Source organism: Paenibacillus sp. SEL1, from assembly GCF_054602535.1.
This window is the reverse complement of the sequence record NZ_CM137723.1, coordinates 4,709,359-4,732,540: the sequence shown is the minus strand read 5'-3', so window position 1 is coordinate 4,732,540 and position 23,182 is coordinate 4,709,359. Positions and strand designations below refer to the sequence as shown.

The 23,182-nt window shown below is 42.5% G+C and carries 26 protein-coding genes; 7 read left to right on the top strand and 19 right to left on the bottom strand.

From position 1 onward, the window contains the following. Positions 1–13 precede the first annotated feature (13 nt). Complete coding sequence (locus ACYCSE_RS21770) at positions 14–1,108, top strand: GerAB/ArcD/ProY family transporter (RefSeq protein WP_459699864.1); 1,095 nt, start codon at positions 14–16, stop codon at positions 1,106–1,108. Between the two features lie 54 nt (positions 1,109–1,162). Here the strand turns inward: ACYCSE_RS21770 and ACYCSE_RS21765 are convergent, their stop codons facing one another. Together ACYCSE_RS21765 and ACYCSE_RS21760 are read right to left on the bottom strand one after the other, a co-directional pair. After that, a complete protein-coding gene (locus ACYCSE_RS21765; protein WP_069291874.1) occupies positions 1,163–1,855 on the bottom strand; it encodes a pseudouridine synthase in 693 nt (230 codons plus the stop codon). A gap of 115 nt (positions 1,856–1,970) precedes the next feature. Continuing rightward, the gene (locus ACYCSE_RS21760) at positions 1,971–2,168 is read right to left on the bottom strand and encodes a DUF3934 family protein (RefSeq protein ID WP_322156327.1); all 198 of its coding nucleotides are present in this window, start codon (positions 2,166–2,168) and stop codon (positions 1,971–1,973) included. Between the two features lie 179 nt (positions 2,169–2,347). On the opposite strand from ACYCSE_RS21760, the gene ACYCSE_RS21755 reads away from it, so the two are divergent. Beyond that, on the top strand, positions 2,348–2,776 hold the full coding sequence (locus ACYCSE_RS21755; protein WP_061830173.1) for a VOC family protein: 429 nt from the start codon (positions 2,348–2,350) through the stop codon (positions 2,774–2,776). A 101-nt stretch (positions 2,777–2,877) separates the two neighbouring features. Here ACYCSE_RS21755 and ACYCSE_RS21750 read toward each other — a convergent pair whose 3' ends face one another. Beyond that, on the bottom strand, positions 2,878–3,249 hold the full coding sequence (locus ACYCSE_RS21750) for a winged helix-turn-helix transcriptional regulator (RefSeq protein ID WP_061830172.1): 372 nt from the start codon (positions 3,247–3,249) through the stop codon (positions 2,878–2,880). A gap of 233 nt (positions 3,250–3,482) precedes the next feature. On the opposite strand from ACYCSE_RS21750, the gene ACYCSE_RS21745 reads away from it, so the two are divergent. Continuing rightward, the gene (locus tag ACYCSE_RS21745; RefSeq protein ID WP_322176160.1) at positions 3,483–4,058 is read left to right on the top strand and encodes an NAD(P)H oxidoreductase; all 576 of its coding nucleotides are present in this window, start codon (positions 3,483–3,485) and stop codon (positions 4,056–4,058) included. 164 nt (positions 4,059–4,222) lie between these two features. Here the strand turns inward: ACYCSE_RS21745 and ACYCSE_RS21740 are convergent, their stop codons facing one another. The 4 genes from ACYCSE_RS21740 to ACYCSE_RS21725 form a co-directional block, all read right to left on the bottom strand. Continuing rightward, positions 4,223–5,230: a FecCD family ABC transporter permease gene (locus tag ACYCSE_RS21740; RefSeq protein ID WP_459699860.1), complete on the bottom strand. Its 1,008-nt coding sequence runs from the start codon at positions 5,228–5,230 to the stop codon at positions 4,223–4,225. Beyond that, positions 5,227–6,252, bottom strand: coding sequence for a FecCD family ABC transporter permease (locus tag ACYCSE_RS21735; RefSeq protein ID WP_235306290.1), 1,026 nt, complete (start codon positions 6,250–6,252; stop codon positions 5,227–5,229). The genes ACYCSE_RS21740 and ACYCSE_RS21735 overlap by 4 nt, the downstream gene beginning before the upstream one ends. Before the next feature lie 33 nt (positions 6,253–6,285). Continuing rightward, the gene (locus ACYCSE_RS21730) at positions 6,286–7,269 is read right to left on the bottom strand and encodes an ABC transporter substrate-binding protein (protein WP_061830168.1); all 984 of its coding nucleotides are present in this window, start codon (positions 7,267–7,269) and stop codon (positions 6,286–6,288) included. A gap of 133 nt (positions 7,270–7,402) precedes the next feature. After that, on the bottom strand, positions 7,403–7,852 hold the full coding sequence (locus ACYCSE_RS21725) for an Imm63 family immunity protein (protein ID WP_061830167.1): 450 nt from the start codon (positions 7,850–7,852) through the stop codon (positions 7,403–7,405). Positions 7,853–8,031: 179 nt separating this feature from the next. Between ACYCSE_RS21725 and ACYCSE_RS21720 the strand changes: the two genes are divergently transcribed. After that, positions 8,032–8,463: a hypothetical protein gene (locus ACYCSE_RS21720; RefSeq protein ID WP_254351666.1), complete on the top strand. Its 432-nt coding sequence runs from the start codon at positions 8,032–8,034 to the stop codon at positions 8,461–8,463. A 44-nt stretch (positions 8,464–8,507) separates the two neighbouring features. Here ACYCSE_RS21720 and ACYCSE_RS21715 read toward each other — a convergent pair whose 3' ends face one another. The 10 genes from ACYCSE_RS21715 to ACYCSE_RS21670 all read right to left on the bottom strand — a co-directional run bounded on the left by ACYCSE_RS21715 (position 8,508) and on the right by ACYCSE_RS21670 (position 19,306). After that, a complete protein-coding gene (locus ACYCSE_RS21715; protein WP_459699857.1) occupies positions 8,508–9,428 on the bottom strand; it encodes an aminoglycoside phosphotransferase family protein in 921 nt (306 codons plus the stop codon). Between the two features lie 190 nt (positions 9,429–9,618). Then, entirely contained in the window at positions 9,619–11,640 is a 2,022-nt protein-coding gene (locus ACYCSE_RS21710; protein ID WP_459699855.1) for an oxidoreductase, read from the bottom strand. A 480-nt stretch (positions 11,641–12,120) separates the two neighbouring features. Then, the gene (gene aguB, locus ACYCSE_RS21705; RefSeq protein WP_025721082.1) at positions 12,121–12,996 is read right to left on the bottom strand and encodes an N-carbamoylputrescine amidase; all 876 of its coding nucleotides are present in this window, start codon (positions 12,994–12,996) and stop codon (positions 12,121–12,123) included. A gap of 29 nt (positions 12,997–13,025) precedes the next feature. Continuing rightward, complete coding sequence (locus tag ACYCSE_RS21700) at positions 13,026–14,057, bottom strand: agmatine deiminase family protein (protein ID WP_459699853.1); 1,032 nt, start codon at positions 14,055–14,057, stop codon at positions 13,026–13,028. Positions 14,058–14,175: 118 nt separating this feature from the next. Then, on the bottom strand, positions 14,176–14,727 hold the full coding sequence (yfcE, locus tag ACYCSE_RS21695; protein ID WP_459699852.1) for a phosphodiesterase: 552 nt from the start codon (positions 14,725–14,727) through the stop codon (positions 14,176–14,178). A gap of 153 nt (positions 14,728–14,880) precedes the next feature. Then, complete coding sequence (locus tag ACYCSE_RS21690; RefSeq protein ID WP_459699850.1) at positions 14,881–15,408, bottom strand: sugar O-acetyltransferase; 528 nt, start codon at positions 15,406–15,408, stop codon at positions 14,881–14,883. After that, positions 15,405–15,812 carry a VOC family protein gene (locus ACYCSE_RS21685; RefSeq protein WP_459699847.1) on the bottom strand — a complete coding sequence of 136 codons (408 nt, stop codon included), beginning with the start codon at positions 15,810–15,812 and terminating at the stop codon, positions 15,405–15,407. Before ACYCSE_RS21685 ends, ACYCSE_RS21690 begins: the two co-directional genes overlap by 4 nt. A gap of 316 nt (positions 15,813–16,128) precedes the next feature. Beyond that, positions 16,129–17,544: a glycoside hydrolase family 1 protein gene (locus tag ACYCSE_RS21680; protein ID WP_459699846.1), complete on the bottom strand. Its 1,416-nt coding sequence runs from the start codon at positions 17,542–17,544 to the stop codon at positions 16,129–16,131. A gap of 209 nt (positions 17,545–17,753) precedes the next feature. Further along, positions 17,754–18,362, bottom strand: coding sequence for a DUF1349 domain-containing protein (locus ACYCSE_RS21675; RefSeq protein WP_250261443.1), 609 nt, complete (start codon positions 18,360–18,362; stop codon positions 17,754–17,756). Positions 18,363–18,397: 35 nt separating this feature from the next. Further along, entirely contained in the window at positions 18,398–19,306 is a 909-nt protein-coding gene (locus ACYCSE_RS21670) for an ROK family protein (protein WP_254327455.1), read from the bottom strand. A gap of 313 nt (positions 19,307–19,619) precedes the next feature. On the opposite strand from ACYCSE_RS21670, the gene ACYCSE_RS21665 reads away from it, so the two are divergent. The 3 genes from ACYCSE_RS21665 to ACYCSE_RS21655 all read left to right on the top strand — a co-directional run bounded on the left by ACYCSE_RS21665 (position 19,620) and on the right by ACYCSE_RS21655 (position 21,731). Continuing rightward, positions 19,620–19,955 carry a ribosomal protein L7/L12 gene (locus ACYCSE_RS21665; RefSeq protein WP_069291864.1) on the top strand — a complete coding sequence of 112 codons (336 nt, stop codon included), beginning with the start codon at positions 19,620–19,622 and terminating at the stop codon, positions 19,953–19,955. A 17-nt stretch (positions 19,956–19,972) separates the two neighbouring features. Continuing rightward, positions 19,973–20,452, top strand: coding sequence for a Cys-tRNA(Pro) deacylase (gene ybaK, locus ACYCSE_RS21660; RefSeq protein ID WP_459699843.1), 480 nt, complete (start codon positions 19,973–19,975; stop codon positions 20,450–20,452). 88 nt (positions 20,453–20,540) lie between these two features. Beyond that, entirely contained in the window at positions 20,541–21,731 is a 1,191-nt protein-coding gene (locus ACYCSE_RS21655; protein ID WP_459702556.1) for an oxalate decarboxylase family bicupin, read from the top strand. 20 nt (positions 21,732–21,751) lie between these two features. Here ACYCSE_RS21655 and ACYCSE_RS21650 read toward each other — a convergent pair whose 3' ends face one another. Continuing rightward, positions 21,752–22,606 (bottom strand): NmrA family NAD(P)-binding protein, encoded by an 855-nt coding sequence (locus ACYCSE_RS21650; RefSeq protein ID WP_235306298.1) that lies wholly within the window; start codon positions 22,604–22,606, stop codon positions 21,752–21,754. Positions 22,607–22,680: 74 nt separating this feature from the next. Beyond that, entirely contained in the window at positions 22,681–23,109 is a 429-nt protein-coding gene (locus ACYCSE_RS21645) for a nuclear transport factor 2 family protein (RefSeq protein WP_250268234.1), read from the bottom strand. Positions 23,110–23,182: the final 73 nt, after the last annotated feature.

Here is a 23,182-nt window from a genome sequence, read left to right as displayed (position 1 = left end):
GGGGAGTATTGGAATGAATTCCAATTTGACGGTTCGACAAGCTATTTTGTGGTTTGCATTGTATCAAATAGGAAGCGCATATCTGGTGCTCCCAGCGGTAATTACCGCTGTCGCTAAACAAGATGCCTGGCTCTCCATCCCAGTCTCCTTAGGTTTCCATCTGTTATTGATACCTTTATATGCCTCCATCGCTAGGCAAATGCAGGGGAAATCTTTCGTAGAGCATCTCCGTTGCCTCTTCGGTCCCTTGGGCGGGACGATCAGCATCGTTTTCATTTTTTTCTTTCCCTTTCTTGTGTTCATTATGACACTTCGAAATCTGGGCGACTTTATCACGATAGCTATTATGCCGGAAACTCCCTCCGACGCGATATATTTTATCATGCTTATAGTCATTTATTTTGCCGTTCGATCAGGCCCTGCTGTAATTGGCCGTTGTGCGGAAATCCTATTTTTTTTCCTTCTGGTTCTGTATCTTTTGGTCAGGTTTACCCTTCTTTCTGATACCACCATAGATAATGTGCTCCCTATTTTTGAGTATGGTTTGAACCCTATCGTTCTCGCTTCGTTCAATTTGTTTGCCTTTCCCTACCTTGAGGCAATTCTGTATCTTTTTTTTGCACAGCACATCCCCGATCCAAAAAAGTGGAGAAAGACAGTGATAACTTGTGCTTTGATTAGCGGCGGCATGTATTTTTTCATGGTTCTACAAATAATCGCCGTGATGAGTGAAGGTGTTGTATCTAATTTGACATTTCCTACTTTTTTTATTAACCGAACAATCAGTAACGGAGAGTTTCTTCAACGGTTTGAAATTTTCGTTGCAGTGTTCTGGTTTGTCACCATTTTTTTCCGACTCGCACTGCTTTTATATGTTTCAGCGCAAGGGCTTGCAGATGCTTTTCGTCTTCGAAGCGCTAACTCTCTCTTAGTTCCTCTGATCCTAATCGCATTGGCAATGGTTCATTCTATTTGGCCAAATATGCAATTTTTAATCAAGTTTTTTTCAGTATGGCCTTTTTACGCCATGATTTTCGGTATCGTGTTTCCTATTGTGCTATGGCTGGTGGGTAAGGTATCGTTGAATTTACGTAAAAAGTATCACTAACGTTGCGTTGGCTGTATGAACATACTGTTCTCAAATAAACTTTTGTTGTAATCATTATTGCAATTTAGCAAGAAGCAACTCCAGTTCCTCCCTCTCAAGATGTCTCCATTGTCCACGTTCCAGATGATCCAAGGTAATATTCATAATTCGAACACGTTCCAGCTTTAGCACCCTGTACCCCAAGGCCTTGCACATTCTGCGAATTTGCAAGTTCAGACCCTGCGTCAAAATAATGCGGAACTCGTATTCGCTCGTACGATCAACCTTGCACGGTTTGGTAATGACGTTCAATATTTCAACGCCACAAGACATGGCCTGCGTAAACTCGTTTGTAACAGGTTGGTCTACAGTCACTACATACTCCTTCTCATGACCATGTTCGGAACGCATCATTTGATTGACAATGCTTCCATCGTTGGTTAATAGAATGAGTCCCTCTGACGCTTTATCCAGCCTGCCGATGGCAAAAATCCGCGAAGGATAATTGACATAACTAATAATATTGCCAGCCACTTGCTCCGCTGCGGTACAAACAATGCCTATAGGCTTATTCAGAGCCAAATATACAGGTTCACTGGAATTAAGCGGAATAGCTTCTCCATCAATCAGCACGATATCCTGTGGCTCTACTTCTGCGCCCGCTTCACAAACATTTCCATTAATCGTAATTCGTCCTGCTGCAATAAGCCTGTTGGTTTCCCGACGTGAGCAAAATCCTGTCTCACTAATGTACTTGTTAATTCTCACGATTCACCTGCTTCTGATTATAATATGCGAGTTTAAGTAAAATAATTAAAAAAACACCTGATTGTTCTTGCTTAATCAGATGTTCGACGTGTACGACAACTTATACTTTCCCGGCTTATTTGCTACTGTTGCCGCCGCTTTTATTCCTTGTTGGTTTGGCAGTGCCGCCTTTTGTGCCACCTGCCACTTTGCTTCCCGGTGCGCTTGTAGAAGCGCTTTTTGTTCTTACTGGCTTCGCAGTTTTGTTCCAGCGTGTCCAGCCCTTACTACCTGTACCTCTGCCGGTCCCGCCGCCCTTGCTTTTTCCACCCATATGATCACTCCATTACTAGTCGTTCAGATTTAACTAAGCTATCATACCATTACTTTGATCATCATGCCCATTTCTTTTAAAAATTGAACATGTTAAGCCGCAAATACTTTCGCAAAACGGATCTTGTTGTATTTTTGTTTGTTTGCAAGTAAATAATGATTCTTGAAGGAGTGAAACACATGTCTGTTGATGTTTATCTTAACTTTAATGGAAATTGTCGTGAAGCAGCGGAGTTTTACGCAGAGGCATTTGGGACTGAGAAACCACAAATCATGACGTTCGGTGAAGCACCACCCAACCCCGATTATCCTCTCCCTGAAGAAGCCAAAAATTTGGTCATGCATACGCGGCTTCAAATTGATGGTAGTAATGTCATGTTCTCAGACGTTTTTCCTGGTATGCCTTTCGTAGCCGGAAACAACATCAGCCTCGCCATCGTCAATAAGGACGAAGAGAAAATTCGATCGTACTTTCATAAGTTAAAAGAAGGAGGAACCGTAAGCATGGAACTTCAAGAAACATTTTGGAGTAAATGTTACGGTAGCCTTAAAGATAAGTTCGGAATTGAATGGCAGTTAAGCTATGATAACGGAATGACCGACAGTTAGTCTGTTATATTAACCTACGACAGTTAAGCCCTCACAAGCTATTCTGACTGAATGCTTTGTGAGGGCTTAATATTAGCTTGAAGTTACTCTATACAGCAGCCTTAGAATTCTTCCAAGACCTTGAATTTGTCTCCATGGATCTTATCCAAGTGATCCTCTCCCCAGTAGCATAAATGGTCTAGCGCGGGTTTTAATCCCCAGCCGTAGTCCGTTAACTCATACTCCACTTTAGGAGGGACTTCATTATAAACCTTTCGTGTAACGATCTCATCCTTTTCTAGGCCTCTGAGCTGAGTAGTCAGCATTTTTTGTGTAATGCCGGGTATTAACCGACGAAACTCAGATGTTCGTTTCCGTCCTGTCATCAGATGGTAGATAATCAAAGGCTTCCATTTCCCTCCCATCACCTCTAAAGCCGCTTCCACTCCAACTTGATACTTCTTTTGAACCCTATTTTTTATCTGTTCAGTCATTTCTTAATCCTCCTTTAGAAGGCTTCGTTTGCTCAGAACAACCATCACTTTAATTCATTACTCAGATCAGTTTCTAGGGAATCTACCTAGGGCACTTCCATGTTCCTATGGCACCTGTATCATCCTATAGAACTTGAAAGTGCGTACTTCCAGATTATTTTCCTACTGTATATAATAGCATCAAGCATTGAGCATTCCTAGAAGTAAACTATTGAGAAAGGTAGTGAAGAAGCATGAAAGTATTAACCGTTGTTTCACACCCGAGAAAAGATTCCTTGACCTTTAAGGTTGCTGATCGTTTCGTACAGGGTCTTGCCGATGCAGGCCACGATTATGAGATATTGGATTTGCATGAGATTGGTTTTGATCCTATTTTAAAAGGAGTAGATGAACCGGATTTGACAGTTGCGGAACAGTCCTTTTCCCCTGAAGTAGAAATGGAAATGAGGCGGATGAAGGAGCATGATGCATTGGCATTTATTTTTCCTCTTTGGTGGTGGAATTTGCCAGCTATGCTGAAGGGTTATATTGACCGTGTATGGAACAATGGGTTTGCGTACGGTTCGAATTACCTGCATCATCAGCATGTCTTGTGGATTGGCTTGGCCGGAGTTTCGAAGGAACAGATGAAAAAGCGTAAGTATGATGAAATGATTACTCATTTGCTGAATGTGGGAATTGCAGATTATTGCGGGGTTTCCAATTCCAAGGTTGAATTCTTATATGAGACCCTGAGTTCAAATTCCGGTCATTTTGAAATGCTGCTGGACCAAGCTTATCACTTGGGTTTGAATTATGCCAAGGATTAGGCTTTATTTACAATCCTCACCCTTCAACACGAAGGCCGGAAATCCTAACAGAATGTGAGAAAGAATTGTTTTTCCGCAAGGAGACCTAAGTAGTAACAAAAAAAGATACTAACCTAGCCATTTTTTCCATGGACATGGTTAGCGTCTTTTTACTTAGCGTACATTTAACTGGCTTTCGACAGTAAGTAAAGGAAATAAGGGGTGACCAGTATGGTGATAATAATTCCGGTTGGAATATCTGCCCCAAAACTAATCGTTCGAGTAAGTGTGTCAGCAATCAAAATGACGAGTGCACCAACGAATGCCGTCGTAGGTAGCAATAGCTTATGATTGGGCCCTACTAGCTTGCGCGCTAGATGGGGGCTGACCATGCCTACAAAAAAGAAATTTCCGCCAAGTGCCACGCTACCAGAAGCAAGCGCAACGGCAGCAATCGTCAAGCCGATAAACTCCCTTTTAATTGCTACGCCGAGGCCCGATGCTGTCTGATTCCCCAAATTCAACGTATTGAGTGTGTTAGACCTGTAAAAAACGTAAATACAGATGATAAGCACCCACGGGAGCAGCACCATAATATAGCTCCAGTCGTCCCCCCACAGGTCTCCAGCCTGCCATCTCAAAGCAAAGTCATACTGTTGCTTGTCTAGCCGGAGTGTCAACATCAGAGATAATGCGCTGTAGCCACTGCCCATAGCGACACCAGTTAAAATTAAGCCTGTAGGCGAGATGTCTCTTCCCCGCCTGAAAGCAAACATAAAAATCAAAAATGCTGCCGTAAGGCCGCCTGCAAAAGCCAGCCCAGGAAGAAGAATAGGCGATAGCAATCCTTCACTAGCGAACAACGTAATATACATAAGTACAAATAACCCTGAGCCTGAGCTGATGCCGAGTGTTCCCGGACTGGCCATGTCGTTTTTGAGCAAGCTTTGCATAATACAGCCTGATATCCCCATGCCAATACCTACCAATATAGAAAGCACAATACGTGGCAGTCGAAAGTCAAACACGATTAGGTTCTGTTTGCTCGTTCCTTCGCCAATGATAACCTTGAAAACTTCGAATGGAGTTAGGTTCATTTTCCCAACATTCATACTAAGTACAGCCACTAGCAGCGTCAGCACTACTAACAGTAAAATAATGCTAATCCCCCTGGTATTACGGGACAGTTTCAACTAAACTCCCTCCTCTGCTTGCGCACAAGGTAGAGAAAATAGGGTACGCCCACCAAGGCAAAAATAATGCCAAGGGGTGTTTCGTGGGGACGATTGATCAGACGTCCGAGTAAATCCGCCGCCAACAGAAAGACTGCTCCATACAAAGCTGAGGCCGGGATAATATACCGATAATCCGTTCCGACCAGATGGCGCATAATGTGTGGCACGATCAAACCAACGAAGCCAACAGGGCCGACCACAATAACCGATAACCCCGTTAGAATTAATACAATTAAGGTTGAAAACAGCTTAATCCTGTTTGCACGAATACCCAAGCCTGATGCCACATCCTCCCCGAAGCTCAAAATCGTAATCGAGGGAGAAAGCACGATGGCACAGATCAAACCCACTACAAACAGTGGCGCAATGAAAGCTAATTCACCCCACTTGGCACTGGCTGTACCACCAGCAGACCAGTAATCAAGGGCTTGGCCAATCTCATACTTAATAGCGATAAACGTACTAAACGCACCAAAAAGCATGGAGATGGACATTCCTGCCAGCACCAGTCGCTGAGGTGTCATTCCTCGCTTGCCTATAGATGCGATGTAATACGTAATGCCTGTAGTGATTGCTGCACCTAGACAAGAATACAGCATGGTTTCTCCGTAGGTGCGACCAGGCAAAAAGGCCATACATAACGCAATAGCAAATGTCGAGCCAGAACTTATGCCAATGAGTCCCGAATCCGCTAGTGGATTACGAGTGGTTCCCTGCATAATTGCCCCACACACAGCCAAGCTGCACCCTACAATGATATCTGCCACGGTTCGTGGAAAACGCAAGGTGTGAATAATCTGATGTTCTGTAATGTTGGGATCAAACTGAAATATAGCACCCCATGCCAGCTTCAGGCTCATTTCCGCAGCACCAAAGGTAATAGATGCTGCGGTAACCAGCAGGAGCAGGAACACGCCCACGATCATGTAGCTTACAAAATGAAATATTCCTTTTTTATTTGGTTCTTTGTGAGTAGACATCGATTACACCCTTAGTTGATCAATTATGCATCGTTACTTAGTCTGTTCCAGCAATTTGCTAATAATATAATCTAGCTGTCCCGTCATACTAGCAACGTCCGAATAATAGAACAGTCCTGCATATTTCGCTGGAATTTCGATGATATGTCCGTTTTTAACGGCTGGAATACTGCTCCAGATTTTTGTCTTCGCATATTCAGATTCCTTGCCTTCCTGCTTAAACCAAAGGACATAATCTCCAAAGTATTCAGCAGCTACCTCGTAGGATAAAGAACCCCGACGCTCTCCGGAATTTTTAACCAATGTGTTGAGCTTTTCCGGTTTGTGAAGTCCCAGATAATTGTAAAGCAACGTTCCTCCACGTGAGCCTGTTTCATAATATATTCCGTAAGAGCCACTGCCCCAATCCTCGAAAATGCTAAACGTTTTGTCCTTGAATATGTCGGAATTTAGTTTTTCTTTGGCCTGACTCAGCTTGCTTTCAAACAGTGAAATCACTTTGTCTGCTTCTGCTTCATGTCCTGTGGCCTGACCAAGGAATTTCAAACGTTCTATAGAGGTCATTTTATCCTCAGGTATCACAAGAACAGGCGCAATTTTAGACAACTTATCATAATCCTTTGTATCATATGTAATGATGAGATCAGGATCATACTTCATAATTTCCTCAGTTTCCCACTTTTCAATATTGGGGATGTCGTTAAATTTATCGTAAAAAGGCATCGTTTCTTGTTTCCACCCCATGACTGCGGCCGGCTTAATCCCTAGTGTAAATACATCGCCAACATACCAGTTCACGACTACCCGTTGAGGATTAGCGGGCACCTTCACGTCTCCTTTTACCGTAGAGACTGTACGCGTATCAGAATCACTGCTTGCCTCTTCCTTCGCGGACGACGCGGGTTTAGCAGATGAATCAGAGGAACTGCCAGCATTCCCGCAACCTGAAATAACGAAAATCACTACGAATAGTGCACATAAAATCATGTGAAACTTCTTATTCATCATACGATGCATGTTGTAAATCTCCTTTGAAATATAGTAAGTGCAAAACATACTTAAAACTATTGATATCGATAATCATTATCACTAATATCGAATTGTAAATTTTACCTCACTAATTGTCAACTGTTTCTTTAAGTTTTATGTTTTACTTTAATGGGTTCTCCAGCTCCCCTCTTCTATTTGCTTCATGCCATTCCTGATAGATTCCTCCAATTTCATAAAAGGCTTTGTTCATTACAGTTGTCAGCTCCTTCATGATCTCCTTGGTATATTTTAAATGAGTATTTATGTTATCCACTTTATATTTGCGAAGCAGATTTAGATGAGCAATGATGTGAATCGTATCTTCGATAATCCAATAAATCACATCCTCTACATCTTTCGTAAGCTTGTTTAGCATCTGTATGCCTCTTTCATACATCTGGAGCGTATAACCCCGCTTGCCTACTTGCACATACGGACTAAGATCATCATAAAAATCCGTACGGAAAGGTCGTCTTACATATTGCTCATACTGCTCTTCATATATTGAAGTTTGTTCAAGCAGCTTAATAGTCATATCTATGATTTCTTGTTCACTGTATATTTTTTTCATCAGATTTTCCCTTGCCTTTCTCTGCTAAATAAATTCAAGTCATAGTTAAATTAGATCACAAGTGATGCAATAAGAAGTCAAACTCTTTTTTTACCAACCATTAACAATTTTGTTTGATGCAAACGATAATTAGAATAGAGGGATTTCCCTCAATATATCCAACTGAAGGAGACAGGCGAATGAATAGAGTATGGACGAAAGCATCGGCTATTCTATTGGTAGTAATATCCCTGATGTTCAATGGAACGTACGCGCTCGCAGCTTCAGCAACATCAACGTATATCGTTACGTTTCAACAAGCAACCTTGGTATCCAACGATCACGTAGGCAACGAATGGGCCATTGCTGCCCAGGTGGCGGGCCAATCCATTAGTGAAGGCAACAGCGTAAAGGTAAAGGTCAAATCAGGGGGCAGCATTAAGCTGTATGCGTATGCCGAAGAACAAGACAAAATTCCTGATGATGGTGAAGCCACCAAGAATGTAAAGGTCTCCTCTGTTTCTGCCAAAGGTTCTACCGTAAAGCTAAGAGTGACGGTTACTGAAAACCGTGGGCGTTACTCAGGTCATCAAGCCGTTTGGGAATTTACGTATAAGATTAAGAAACAATAATAGAAAAAATAGACCGTCACTCCCAGGAGGGGCGGTCTTCGCTTTTACAAGTCGCGGTAACTGGGCACATACCATTTCGGTATATAGGTTTGAAAGTAATCATACGCTTCCAAAACCTCTTCAGCTCGTTGCACCATATCGTCCACCTCTTTTTTGCCAAATGGAATGGCCCAGTGAACCGATGAAAGCTGATTGCTTGCAATATACAGAGCCATTAATCTAAAAAATAAATCAGATACATGGTTATTAAAATAACCGTGGATACGGCCCGAAGCGAAAAAAGGACTTAACGCTGCACACCAGGTAATTCTATTGAATTCCTCCCAAGGATCACCATAATCCATTCTATTAAAATCGATGATACCCAGTTCACCGGATGGGGTAACCACCATATTGCCCACATGATAATCCCCATGCTGAAAAGTCTGGGGACGATTTTCTAATAGCTGACGATTTTGCTCAATAAAGCTTATGGCTTGATCTGCTCCCTTTAGGGGAATACCGCATGACTTATAGTTTGTAATATATCTGTTTATTTTGCCATTATAATGTTCAACCCATGGGACTCGATCTTGCTCCGCATGAATCTCATGCATTTTTTTCAATGCATCTCCTGCTTGAACCCCGAGTTGATACTGTTGTGCTGCGGTCAACGTAGGGATAATCTCTTCAGCATCTTTCCCTTCGATCCAGGTGAACAGGGAATATACAGATTGACCATCATGACAAATCCCAAATTCAAGCGGCCGGGACATGAACAGATTCTCCACGTGGTTCAGCTTTGTTACAGCTTCGAACTCGCGCTTCTTTTTATCATAATGTACCATATCCGCTATTCTTAGCAGCAAGTCCCTACCGTCAGTGGTTTGAATATAATATTTTTTGTCACTGGACCAGCCTCTATGAATTTCTTCCACGTGGCTCCACCTGCTGGCACCCGGTATTTCACTAAAGAGTTGATTCACGCTCATCCCCCCACGTTAAAATAGCCTTACTTACTATATATGCTTTCCATAGTTTACCTTTGAAATGACAGAGGAATCAATCTCCTTCCCGGAAAAACTCAAATAAAAAAGGCTGAAAAGACAAGCAGTCTCTTCAACCTCAATATTCACTGAGTTGCCATCGTGAACACCCTTCACTTGTATTGTCAAATCAGTAAGAATAAGAAAACTCATGTTTAAATTCGTCTACCCGTTGAATGGTTTTCAGAATATTTCGACCTTCACGTGTGCCATCAATAATACGTCGAGCTTGTTTACTATCCCCGATATTAATAACTTCTACTTGATGTTCTTTACCATATTCGAGCAAGCTGTCCATCAGTGGACTGTGTGAACGCATACCCAAGCATACGAATCCAAGATCAAAAGGAATCTCAAACTCCTGTTTTCCATGCTTTACTTTGAAGCGGTCGCTACACACTTCTGTCAATGCTGTTTCCGTATGGACGTTCACTTCCCGCTCCTCTACCATTTTCATCATGGAAATCCGAGTAATCATATCCAGATCTTTACCCAGTAACGGCATCATCTCAATAATAGAAACCTCTTGTGCTCCACGCTCTGCATAATATTCGACGACATCCAGTCCCACGGCTCCGCCGCCAACTACAGCAATGCGTTTACCTTCAAATTCCTGGAATTTCTCCATATTGTGCAAAAGATCAAAGATGGAGAACACTTTTGTACCTAGTTTACCCAGTTGCTCATGTAAACCTGCAATGGGCGGAAGAAGTGGTGTGGCCCCCGTCGCATTGACAATAATATCAGGATTCAGAGCACTAATCATCGCCAAATCGGCTCGGGTCCCTGTTACAATGTTCAGATAGGTTAACTGTTTGGTGCGCTGAATCAGATAATCAGGGAAATCATTGATGCGTGTTTTGTCTGGCAGGCGGGCAATATCACGAGCCAAGCCGCCCAACTCTGGTTTTTCCTCAAAGAGGGTTACTTTGCAGCCTACTTCGGCTGCCGTACATGCAGCTTCCATACCAGCGGTCCCACCACCGATCACAACAACCTGAACGTTGTTTTTTACACGTTGTTTCCGGTATTCAGCTTCCTTGAACAGATCCGGATTTACCGTACAGCAAATTGGTTTACTTTTGGAGATACGATGATCTGCACAACCAATGTTGCAAGAGATACATTTTCTAAGCAAATGTTCGTAGCCGTTTTGCACTTTAAGCACCCAGTTCGGTTCTGCAATCAAGCCTCTACCCATTGCCAGAAGATCAGCGTCACCTCTCTCCAAAATATCCTGCGCAGCCTGTGGGCTCCGAATATTACCTGAGGTCATCGTGATCTTCCCGAATTTTTCTTTTACTGCTTTGGCCATATATGAGCGCCAACCATCCGGCAAGTTCATCCCGTCAATCTGGAACTGGATGGAATCATTCAGAGCAGCAGAAACGTTCAGAATATCTACCTCATCATTAAGATACTCCAATAACTCGAGTGTATCTTCCAGTGTGTTCCCACCTTCTGTGAACTCTTCCGCGCTAAAACGTAAGCAAATAGGGAAAAATGGGCCCACCACTGAACGAATTTCATCAATGACTAATCTGGCAAAACGGGTACGGTTTTCTGCGCTTCCGCCAAATTCATCCGTGCGTTTATTATACATCGGCGAAAGAAACTGACTCAGCAAGTAGGAGTGTCCCGCATGAATTTCAACACAGTCAAATCCTGCTCGTTGCGCTCTTCCCGCTGCTTCTCCGTATTTGCGCACAATGGCGTAAATTTCTTCTTTTTGCAAAGGTCTTGGAATGGCTCCGCCCTTTTTAGAAGGAATATTCGAAGAAGATACAGGCTGAACTCCGTTCAGTCGTCCCGCATAAGCCGAAGCACCCGCATGGTTAATTTGTACAGAAACACAAGCTCCATAAGAGTGCAGGGCTTCTGTTAATCTAAATAGTCCGGGAATAAACTGATCGTTATCCATACGCAGCTGGGTTGTTCCGTTCGTACCCATTGGGAAATCCAGACAAACATTTTCTACTGTTATCAAGCCGGTACCACCTTTGGCCCGTTGCACGTAATAGTCAATATGATCCTGAACAAAGCTTCCGTCCATGGCAGCAAAGTTAGTTCCCATCGGGGGCATAACAATCCGATTTTTCAAGGTCATGCGTCGTATGGTTAGAGGTTCAAAGATAGCAGGATAGTGGTTCATTGTTCTTCCTCCTTGCGAGTTTACAAATTTTATGTTCAAGCTTCCATTAAAGTATTTTCATATGTGATTTTTTTCACTTTTGGGAATATCGAGATGTTATTGAGTACGATCATTCCTTATGGTTTGATTTTATATCATCTAATTCATAAATTCTAATGCTATTTTGTGTAGTGAATCATAGTTTCAGTCTATAGATTAACTGGATTAAGACATAAAAAAGGAACAAACCTGTGAGGAATGTCCCTTTTGTGTGAAAAAAATCATGCTAATATTCCGAACCGCCTACCGATCTGTTCTTTTGAAACACTTGGGTACACGCTCCAAAATCCCTTCCCTCACATATCTGTCCAACACTCCACACATTGTGGCATATCCATTTTTTCTGAATACAAAAATCCCCTGCCCGAAAAGCCGGGTGAGTCCAATGAAAGGAAACACCTCAGCTTGACGTCAAGGGAGACTTGTCTATCCGTATACAGATTATACTTTTAAATCACCATCATAGGTGGCAATCATATTGTACAGTTCAGGACGACGGTCACGGAAAATGCCCCATTCAATCCGTCCTACTTCCAGCTCATCCAGATCAAATTCAGCAGTAAGCACTTCCTCATCGGTACGACCCGCTTCTGCGATCTTGTTACCTTGATGTCCGGCAATAAAGGAAGAACCGTAGAATGTAATACTGGAGTCCTCGTCTGTTTCAGTTCCGATCCGATTGGAAGCAATAACTGGAATCAGATTGGAAGCCGCATGACCCAGCATACAGGTCTGCCAGTGATCTTTGGAATCAATGGCAGAATCCTGTGGTTCTGAGCCAATTGCTGTCGGATAGAACAAAAGTTCTGCGCCCATGAGCGCCATACAGCGGGCCGCCTCAGGGTACCATTGATCCCAGCACACGCCTACCCCAATTTTGGCATAACGTGTATTCCATACTTTAAAACCGGTATCGCCCGGATTAAAATAAAATTTTTCCTCATACCCAGGACCGTCAGGAATATGGCTTTTGCGGTATTTACCCAACACTTCACCGTCTGCGTCAATGACAGCAAGACTGTTGTAGCGCGCGTAGTTTTTCTTTTCATAAAAACTGATGGGCAGCACAACCTGTAATTCCTTGGCGATCTTCTTAAAATGGTTAACCGCCTTGTTGTGCTCCAGCTCAGTTGCATATGAATAATAATCAGACTTTTCCTTCTGACAGAAATATGGAGTTTCGAACAACTCCTGCAGCAAAATAATTTGTGCGCCCTGCGCTGCCGCTTCACGTACTAACTTCTCTGCTTTACTAATATTTTCTTCGATATTGGTAGAGCAGCTCATTTGAGTTGCTGCCACTTTTACTTTTCTCACGTTAGTCCTCCTTTTAGATGTTGTATCATTCAACGATTTACAGCAGGCATCTGCTGGGTCGTACAGTGTACGTTACCGCCTTCACGGATGACCGCCATACCGTCTACAGTACGAATGGTGCGATCTGGAAATACATTTGCCAGCACTTGCTCAGCTGCAAGATCGCTCTTAGCGGCAGTACCGCCAAACACCGGCAAAATAATGCCGCCATTCACAAAGTAGAAGTTAATATAGCTCAGTGTCAATCGGCTATCTTCATAATCCACGCGCGGTGGCTGGCCGATCCGAATCACTTCCAGCTTACGGCCTTGGGCATCCGTTGCTTGCTCCAAAATACGCAGATTTTCCTGCGTGATTTCGTAATTTTCATCCTCAGGATCATCACATACTTGCATAATGACCTTGCCAGGAGCTGCAAAGCAAGCAATATTGTCCACATGGCCATCTGTTTCGTCGCCACTAAGACCACGTTTTAGCCAAATTATTTTCTCTACACCTGTATACTCACATACATACCGTTCAATTTCTTCTCTGCTTAATTCCGGATTTCGGTTGGAATTGAGCAAACACTCTTCGGTTGTAATCAGTGTGCCTTCGCCGTCTACGTGCAATGAGCCGCCTTCCATCACAAGCGGTGCATCAAACCGTGGAACTCCAAGTTGGTCCAAAATTTGCGGCGCAACCTGGTCATCTAGATCCCATGGAGCGTATTTGCCGCCCCAGGCGTTAAACTTCCAGTTTACACCTGCCAATTGACTATGCTCGTCTGTGAGAAAAGTAGGGCCGTTGTCACGCAGCCACGCATCGCTGTGCTCAATCGGCAGCAGTTCTACCCGTTCCCCAAGTTCAAGCGCCTTAACGCTCTCCAGATCATCCGGATTTACGACCACAGTAACTGGTTCAAATTCCGCCATGGCGCGTACAATTCCGGCATACCCCTTGCATACATCAGCATGCATATCTGGGTAAACCATTGAAGATTTTACAGGCCAAGAAATATACGTGCGTTCATGTGGCGCCCATTCAGGCGGCATCTTATAATGTGAATCCTTAATTTGCATGTATTGAAGCTCTCTTTCTTTTTCATAATGTAGACTCCGCTCCTATCATACAATAATATGATCTTTGTCTCAATCGAAGCGGAAAAGTTTTAATAATTTACATTTACATTGGAATAAATTACTTTGAAAACGTGATTGCTTTCATCGTATTCCCATCAAAATCCTTCACAGTGAATTGTGCTCCCTCCAGCACACCGTAAGAGGATGAATAGTTTTCTTTTGGCAGCGAGATCGAACCGGGGTTCAGTATAAAGACCCCATTCTCCACATCTGCTACCGGAATATGAGTATGTCCCTGGATGAACACATCTCCCGCTTCCAGTGGTGGTAAATTTCCGATACTAAAGCCATGTCCGTGCGTGACATAGATTCGCCGTCCTTCATGGTGCAATAAAGCATAATCACCCATCATAGGAAACTCCAGTAGCATCTGATCCACCTCTGCATCGCAATTCCCGCGCACAGAAACCGCAATATGGGACTTGTACTTATTCAGCAGAGCTGCCACTTCTGCCGGATTATACCCTTCTGGTAACGGATTACGTGGTCCGTGGTACATATAATCTCCGAGCAGAATAAGACGATCGGCTTTCTCCTCCCTGTACTTTTCCAGTGCCAATTGCAACCAGTGTAATGAGCCGTGAATATCTGATATAAACATCAATTTCATGATTGTTCTTTCCTTTCTGAATAGGCTAAAAATATTCCACTTAAGCACATTATTGCATTATTCCCTGAACAAATCTGTGCAAAATTGTTCTTTTATTTGGTAACATTCTTTTAAGACAATAAACTACAGCTCCAAGTGAGCTGTAGTTTATTATTAGTTCCCTTTGTACTTGGTCTTATCATCTTCGGTGATTTTACGGATTACCTTACATGGGTTTCCAGCAGCGATCACACCAGAAGGGATATCTTTGGTAACAACACTTCCTGCACCGATAATGGAGTTATCGCCTATAGTAACACCAGGCAGAACGCTGACATTACCACCGATCCACACATTATTGCCAACTGTAATAGGAAAAGCAATCTCCAATCCCTCATTACGTTGTTCTACATCAAGAGGATGACCCGCAGTATAAAATCCGCAGTTAGGAGCAATAAACACATGATCACCGAAAACGACTTTTGCCCCATCAAGCATGATCGTATTATGGTTACTATAGAAATTTTCACCGATTTCAATGTTATAGCCATAGTCACACACAAAAGGTTGCTCAATCAAGAATCTATCAGTTGTCTTCCCCAGTAAAGTTTTGATGAGTGTTTCTCGTTCTTCGATATTTCTAGGATGAAGCTGATTATATTCGTGGCAGAGACTTTTGGCGTATAAACGTTCTTCAATCAACTCTTCAGAACTGGAAAGCTACTCACCATTGAAATTTCCACCAAATTACCTTCTGGATCTTTAATTACGCTTTCATAATAGCCGTCACCTGTCAATCTTGGCTGACCCACAACTTCATATCCTGCATGCATGAGCTGCTCTGTCTTTTCATTCACCCGAGCTTTACTTCCAACGGAAAATGCCACATGAGCCCAGCCCGTAATATTTATCTGTGGTGAATGATCTACTCCCGTTTTACGCATAACCTCTAACCTTGCTCCATCCTCAAAGGTGATAAAATAGGACTCAAATCCTTTTGTAGCGTTATAATATTTATCGTTAGATTTTCCATCAAAATATTGCTCGTAAAAGCTTTTCATCTTTTCTAAGTCTCTCACCCAGATCGCTACATGCTCAATCTTCATTATTTTCCTCCTTCTGCAGCCCTCATCATTAAAAAATCATTAATTTATACTGGACTCAATTTTTAACATAGTTATTATTAATGTTTTAATAAGTCTAAATATATCTCAGTAATTCATTTTTGTCCAATCTATTTATCATCAATTATCAATAAATAACGCTTACGAATCATTCATGAAAGCTCTTTCGTCTTCAGCTTGTAACTCGGTTGCTAATCCCCCTAAAAAATTAGCGACCGCTTCGTAAAAAAGAAGAAGCGGTCGCTATCTATAAGCCTTCATTGTATATTTAATACTTAATCACTGGTTTATTTATAAATTAACGTTTCAAGCTTTCACCGTTCGTAGCAATAACTTCTTTGTACCAATGGAACGATTTCTTCGGATATCTTTCAAGTGTACCGCTGCCATCATCATGACGGTCTACGTAAATGTAGCCATAACGTTTTTTAAGCTGAGCGGTCGAAGCGCTGACAAGGTCAATACATCCCCAAGACGTATAGCCCAAAACCTCTACTCCGTCCTCAATAGCTTCTCCAACTTGAACCAAATGATCATTCAGGTAGTTGATTCGGTAGTCATCCTCAACCGTTTTTTCGCCTTTTTCATTCGTGATTAGTTCATCAACGGCGCCCAGGCCATTTTCAACGATGAACAGTGGTTTTTGGAAGCGATCATAGAACGTATTCAGGACATAACGCAGACCTTGCGGATCAATTTGCCAGCCCCACTCACTTGCCTCGAGATGCGGATTGCTGACACCACCAAGGATGTTACCTTCACCTTTGACTTTTTTAGCTTCGTCAGCTGTCTCACAAGTACTCATATAATAGCTGAACGAGATAAAATCAACGGTATGCTTCAAATCTTCGGCATCACCTGGTTCAAAGTGAATAGAAATTCCGTTTTCTTTAAAGAATCGTTTCATGTAACCAGGGTATTGACCTCTTGCGTGAATATCGGCAAATGCCATGTTTCTGTGATCGAATTCCATCGCAGCAATCACATCGTCTGGATTAGGTGTCAGCGGATAAGTAGGCATACTCAGCACCATACAACCAATTTTGAAATCAGGGTTGATCTGATGACCGATTTTTACCGCTCTTGCACTCGCTACAAGCTCATGGTGAATAGCTTGATAAAGATCTTGCTCACTAAGTTGATCTTTTGGTGTGCTAATTCCTCCACTCATGAATGGTGCTTCAAGAATGGAGTTGATTTCATTGAAAGTCAACCAGTATTTAACTTTATTTTTGTAGCGATTAAATACAGTTGTAGCATAGCGCTCATAAAAATCAACAAGCTTACGGTTTACCCAACCATCGTATTCTCTGGACAAATGTAAAGGTGTTTCATAGTGAGATAATGTAACGAGTGGCTCAATTCCATATTTGTGAAGTTCATCAAACAAATCATCATAAAATTGCAAGCCTTTTTCGTTAGGCTCCAGTTCGTCACCTTTAGGGAAGATACGTGACCATGCAATAGAAGTACGGAATACTTTGAAGCCCATTTCCGCAAAAAGTTTGATATCTTCTTTATAATGATGATAAAAATCAATACCGATCAACTTCATGTTATCTTCTGTTGGTACATCCGTAACGGGCCCCCAACCACCACGAGGAGTTACATCCTGAATGGACCAGCCTTTTCCATCTTCTTGATAAGCGCCTTCGAGCTGATTAGCAGCAACTGCTCCGCCCCACAGGAAATCTTTTGGAAACCGTGTACTCATATTTTCTCCGCCTTTGCTGATGTTTTTCATTAACTAGATAGAAATACGTTACCTCTATGCTAATGTGTTATAAGTACTTCTAAATGAATCTTAAGGTTTGTAACGCGTTTCATGTCAAGTATTATTTTAAAAACTTCTAGAGCTTATAACTGTATTATCTCCAATAAGTACTCCCCTATTTATAACTCTTCTATTGTTGAGTAAAATGGCTATTCTTCAAATGGCGGATCTACATGAATATCTCTATCTGGTTCAGTGCTTACCCAGCGTGTAAAGATAACCTGAAAGCCGGCTCGAGTCGGCGCACAGGCAAAAGGACCCGCCTGTTGTCCCGTTTCATAAGGAAAACGTGCTACACGTACGGTGCGCCAGCTTTGATTTTCGGTTCGAGCTCTAATGATAACTGCATCCTGTAGCTGTGAAGCACGAATCGTGACATTTTTCCCTACCCATTCAGGTACAGGAGCTAATGACCAATCGGAATAGCCATCTGTAACTACGACAGCTAATTGAGGAATTCCGTCATTTAATTCAATCCCAGCTTTAATCCACTTTTGCTGTCCTTGATACAGCATTATACCGGCCTGATCATAGAGCTCCGTAAATGAGCCTAATTGAAACGTGACTTCGATGGCTGAGCCTTCTTCCCAGTCTGTAAGCAGGGAATGTCCGCTACTGCGTTCAAATCCATACAAAGTTTTTTCCCAGTAGTCGCTTCCTTCTCTGGTTTCAACTTTAAGAAACTGGTCTTCTTCTATGGATGATACAGGGTGATTAGTCCATGTTCCTGTAGTCCATGCAATTGATTTTTGAGTCATTGATCTCATCCTCTCATGCTTTATTGAACGATGTCCTATTTCCTTTTCTCCACCAATTGCAAATTGTACGTCAGACTTTCAAGGGTCACCGAAATCAACCCATACATATATTCATCATGCGTATCGTTTTTCACAAATATCTCGGGCATATGTTCTTTGGGTACATCTTTTAGACAGCCGTTATAAATATCGTCCAACAGAGTCGGCTTGGATAACTCTCCAGTCAAAGCGATAGATACAGGGTCTATAATTGCAATAATGGAAGTAATCGTTTTGATCGCCAGAGGAACAAATCCCTCTGTGCTATTTAACTGTTTAAGCTGTTCCTCTCTTGTTAAATCAAAGGGTAAGAAGGACACCTCCCCCGCAAACTTGGTATTTCCTTTTAACAAATGTCCGTCGACAATAAAACCCGCTCCGGGGAAATTGTCTTTGGGAAACGAAACAATAGCAAAGGTTTTATCCTCATCATAATTCTGCATGTTATAAAATCCGTAGACTGTCAAATGCATATCATTTTCAATGGTAACTTCTAATCCGTATTTATCTTGAAGCCGTGGACCTACAGGGACTCCTATGAGCAGGTCGAGATCGCAAACATCGATAATCCCTTGATGAACAACCCCAGGGATGCCAATCCCAATGGCTTTGACGTTTCCATAGTTATTAATCAGCTCTCCAATTTGGGTTTCTATGACCTCATAATCAATATGGGGCACTATGGAAGTATTCTCGATGATGATATCACCAAGCAAATTGGCAACAGCATAAGTAAGAGAATGTATACCGCCTTCCGTTTTCACATTTAAACAGATAATATATGAATAATCAGCGTTATATTTGTACCGTCTAGCCGGACGTCCGCCGTTCGATTCTTCCAATTCCGTCTCTAATACTTCCCCGGTTTGAAGAAGCTCATTCAGAATATTTCCGCAGGTTGCCACACTAAGACCTGTGATACTGGCTATGGATGACTTGGTTGCATATTCCTTGGATTTCAGTGTGTTTTTAACTAACTCTACATTAATTTGTTTAACCCGAATGGTATTATTGGAGACTGGTTGTATTTGAATACACTCCTTTTCCAGTATTTATTAAAAGGTTTATAATAAGTTGTAATATACCGCTCTGCCTGCAAAAAGTCAATTTGAACGCGTCTTCCTCTTCTCCTCCATCATCATGCTATACTATAAATAAGAAACAAATTTTTAGTGCGGTATCTTTGCGATGAAACTAAGTGAAATAGGAGGGATTCTGTTGTCAACTATTGAGTATATAGCAATAATCGCGTTGCTCCTCTCCGTCATACTTTTAATTAAGGTCTATAGCCTTCAATCGCGTCTTAATGACCTGAAATCCGACGTGGAGCGTCTTGAAAATCGTTCAGGAATACAAGGAACATCACTGTCAGGTACCATCGCTGCCACTCCTTCACATGTTCTAGATGCAGGAGCTTCAGAAGATATCAATGAAAAGTTGCTCCTGCTAATTAGGGAAGGAAAAAAGATTCAAGCCATAAAAGAGTTGAGAACCGCTAAGGATCTTTCCCTTAAGGATGCAAAGGATTATGTCGATCAATTGGAAAAACTCTAAAGAAAGGAAGAAATAAGATGAGTTCCAGCAAAACAAACGCCATGCGCATATTGGATGGGCAACACATACAATACAATATTTTGAGTTATGATCATCAAGACGGAAAAATAGACGGGATGAATGTGGCTGAGAAAATAGAGAGAGCCCCAGAAATGGTTTTCAAAACTTTGATTGCACACAGCAAACAAAATCTGTTTGTTTTTGTAATCCCTGTACATAAAGAGCTTGATCTCAAAAAAGCAGCCAAATCCGCGGGAGAGAAAAAAATTGAAATGCTTCCAGTTAAGGATTTGCAAAAGTATACGGGATATATTCGCGGTGGCTGCTCCCCCATAGGAATGAAAAAGCTCTATCCCACTTTTATCGACCAGCCTGCATTGGAACTAGAAGCCATCGTTGTGAGCGGTGGGAAAATTGGGACCCAACTGGAGTTGAATCCACACGACTTAGCTCAAATCATTCAGGCACAGTTCGCAGATCTGACGCATACAGCATAAAACTCACCACATGATCATAAAATCTTTATGCATATTTTCTCTAATTCCTTGCTTCGTCAAGCTTCAACCTGGAAAGGAAGATCTAATGATGCATAATGATTGCCCAAAAAATGTAAGAATCCCCCAACCCATCAGAAGTGATGGTGCTGGGGGCATCGACGAGGGCCCACGTGATGTGATGAGGGATTTACAAAATCCCGATATGCTGGTTCCCCCCGTAACGGACAATGGTCTCATTCCGAATATGAGATTTTCTTTTTCTGACGCCCATATGCAGCTTAATCATGGTGGGTGGTCAAGAGAAGTAACGGTAAGAGAATTACCTATTGCCACAACCCTTGCCGGGGTGAATATGAGTTTGACGCCGGGAGGTGTACGTGAGCTTCACTGGCATCAGCAGGCGGAATGGTCTTATATGCTGTTGGGAAGTGCTCGTATTACGGCAGTTGACCAAAATGGACGTAATTTTATTGCTGATGTGGGTCCCGGGGATCTCTGGTACTTTCCTCCTGGCATTCCCCACTCTATACAGGGGCTTGAGGATGGCTGTGAATTTTTGCTGGTTTTTGATGATGGCAGCTTTTCCGATCTGAACACCCTATCCATCTCGGATTGGTTCGCACATACTCCCAAAGACGTGCTTTCTGCAAATTTTGGTGTATCAGAAGCTGATTTTGCAGCAATTCCTCAAGACCAAGTATACATCTATCAGGATTCAATTCCTGGTTCAATTCAAAGCCAAGCGGTTCCCTCTCCTTACGGGACGTTGCCCCAATCCTTCAAGCATGAATTACTAGCCCAGCCCCCAATCAAAACACCGGGCGGAAGCGTACGCATCGTTGACTCCTCTAATTTTCCGATTTCCAAAACCATCGCAGCCGCCCTTGTTGAGATTGAGCCCGGAGCCATGCGAGAAATGCACTGGCATCCCAATAATGACGAATGGCAATACTATCTTACAGGGCAAGGACGGATGACTGTCTTTGGTGGTAATGGCGCTGCCCGCACATTTGATTTTAGAGCCGGAGATGTCGGATATGTGCCCTTTGCTTATGGTCATTACATTCAAAATACTGGCTCTAGCTCATTATGGTTTCTTGAAATGTTTAAGAGTGACCGTTTTGCGGATGTTTCACTAAATCAATGGATGGCTCTTACCCCCACAGAACTGATTCAGAGTAATTTACATGTAGGTGTTGATGTAATCTCTAATTTACGAAAGGTAAAATGGCCCGTCGTCAAATATCCTGGTTATTCTTATGACCCTAAAAAGAAATAACGGGAACAACTTTGTCATGATTATTTCCAGCTATCCCCATGGCTCAGAACAAACTGCTCGAATGATATCGGACGGCGCCCAGTGACACGCTCTACGGTATGAGTAACTTGATCTTCACTTCCATTTTCACGTATCCTTCTATCCAATCCCGCCAGCATATCTGCATATTCTTCAGGCATTCCAGCTCGAACCATGCCCGCTTTTAGCTCTTCATCAGGCAACGAGATATGCTGGATTGCTTGGCCTGTTAACTTCCCAATAATCTTACCGACTTCGCCATAGGTTAGTGACTGAGGTCCAGTGATGACATGAGCTATGTTATGTGGTTTATCGTCAATCAGAGCTCGTACTCCCACTTCTGCAATGTCATCTGCACTGACAAAACCTACTCTCCCTTCTCCTGTCGCACTATAAATCGTGCTGGTGTTTTTGATGGTACTTACATGCTGACCTTCTGTAAAATTCTCCATAAAGTAGGATGGCTGCAATACAGCCCACTCTGGAGCTAATCTACGTAGTGCTTGATGCACAGGTCCAAATACTGGTCCGTCCTCAGGCACAGATGCGCTCCCTAACAGCACAAACCTTTGCACTCCTTCTCTCAAGGCCCTCTCAATAAAAGGAATCATCACTTTGGCGGGATTGACATCCAGCACAGGTACTACCAAATAAATTTTATCTACATTCATCAGCGCCTGTGCATGTGTTGATTCATCATACCAATCAAAATATACATAATCTTTCCCTTCCCATTCGGCAGGATGAGCACGTCCTGCCAAACGTACCGGATGCTGAAGTTGCGTAAGTCTGGCGGCTACACGGCTACCTGTTTTGCCGTTTGCTCCTGTAATCAACGCTATATTTCTGTCTTTCATGAAATTCAACTCCTATTTAAATTTTTTGTTTTCGCCTAGATATCCATATCCCTATGAGGCTTGAACTCTTTTATTTATGATTCCAGGGCTTCAAGAGCTACTAAAGGGTTCCAGTAATCTTTGTAGTGAATAATTTTTCCGTTCTTCAGCTTAATAACAGAAATGTAGGTTTGATTATACGGTTTACCTGTGCTCACAGCCTGCGCCTCACAGGCGAACTCGGCCACGAATAAATCCCGGTCCGTTGTCGTATGGATAATTGGTGAAGAGAAATGCTGAATCCGAAGTATATTAGGAAACTCCTTAATGTACTCGTAAATTGCTGCTTTGCCCTGAAGCATTTGTGCAAAATGCTTAGGTGCATAAGGGAACTCGAAAACAGCGTTATCATCAAATAATGAAATCCATTGCTCCATATTTTCTTCTAACAGGTTGTTCGTAAATTTATGCATGACTGCTTGCGCTTGCTGTTTTACTTCGTCAGTATTCGGATTGATTGTCATGGTAGACACCTCGCAAATATATTTTTAGTTCCTGCTTAAAAAACGAATTCAAGACGCTAAAATAAACATAAGC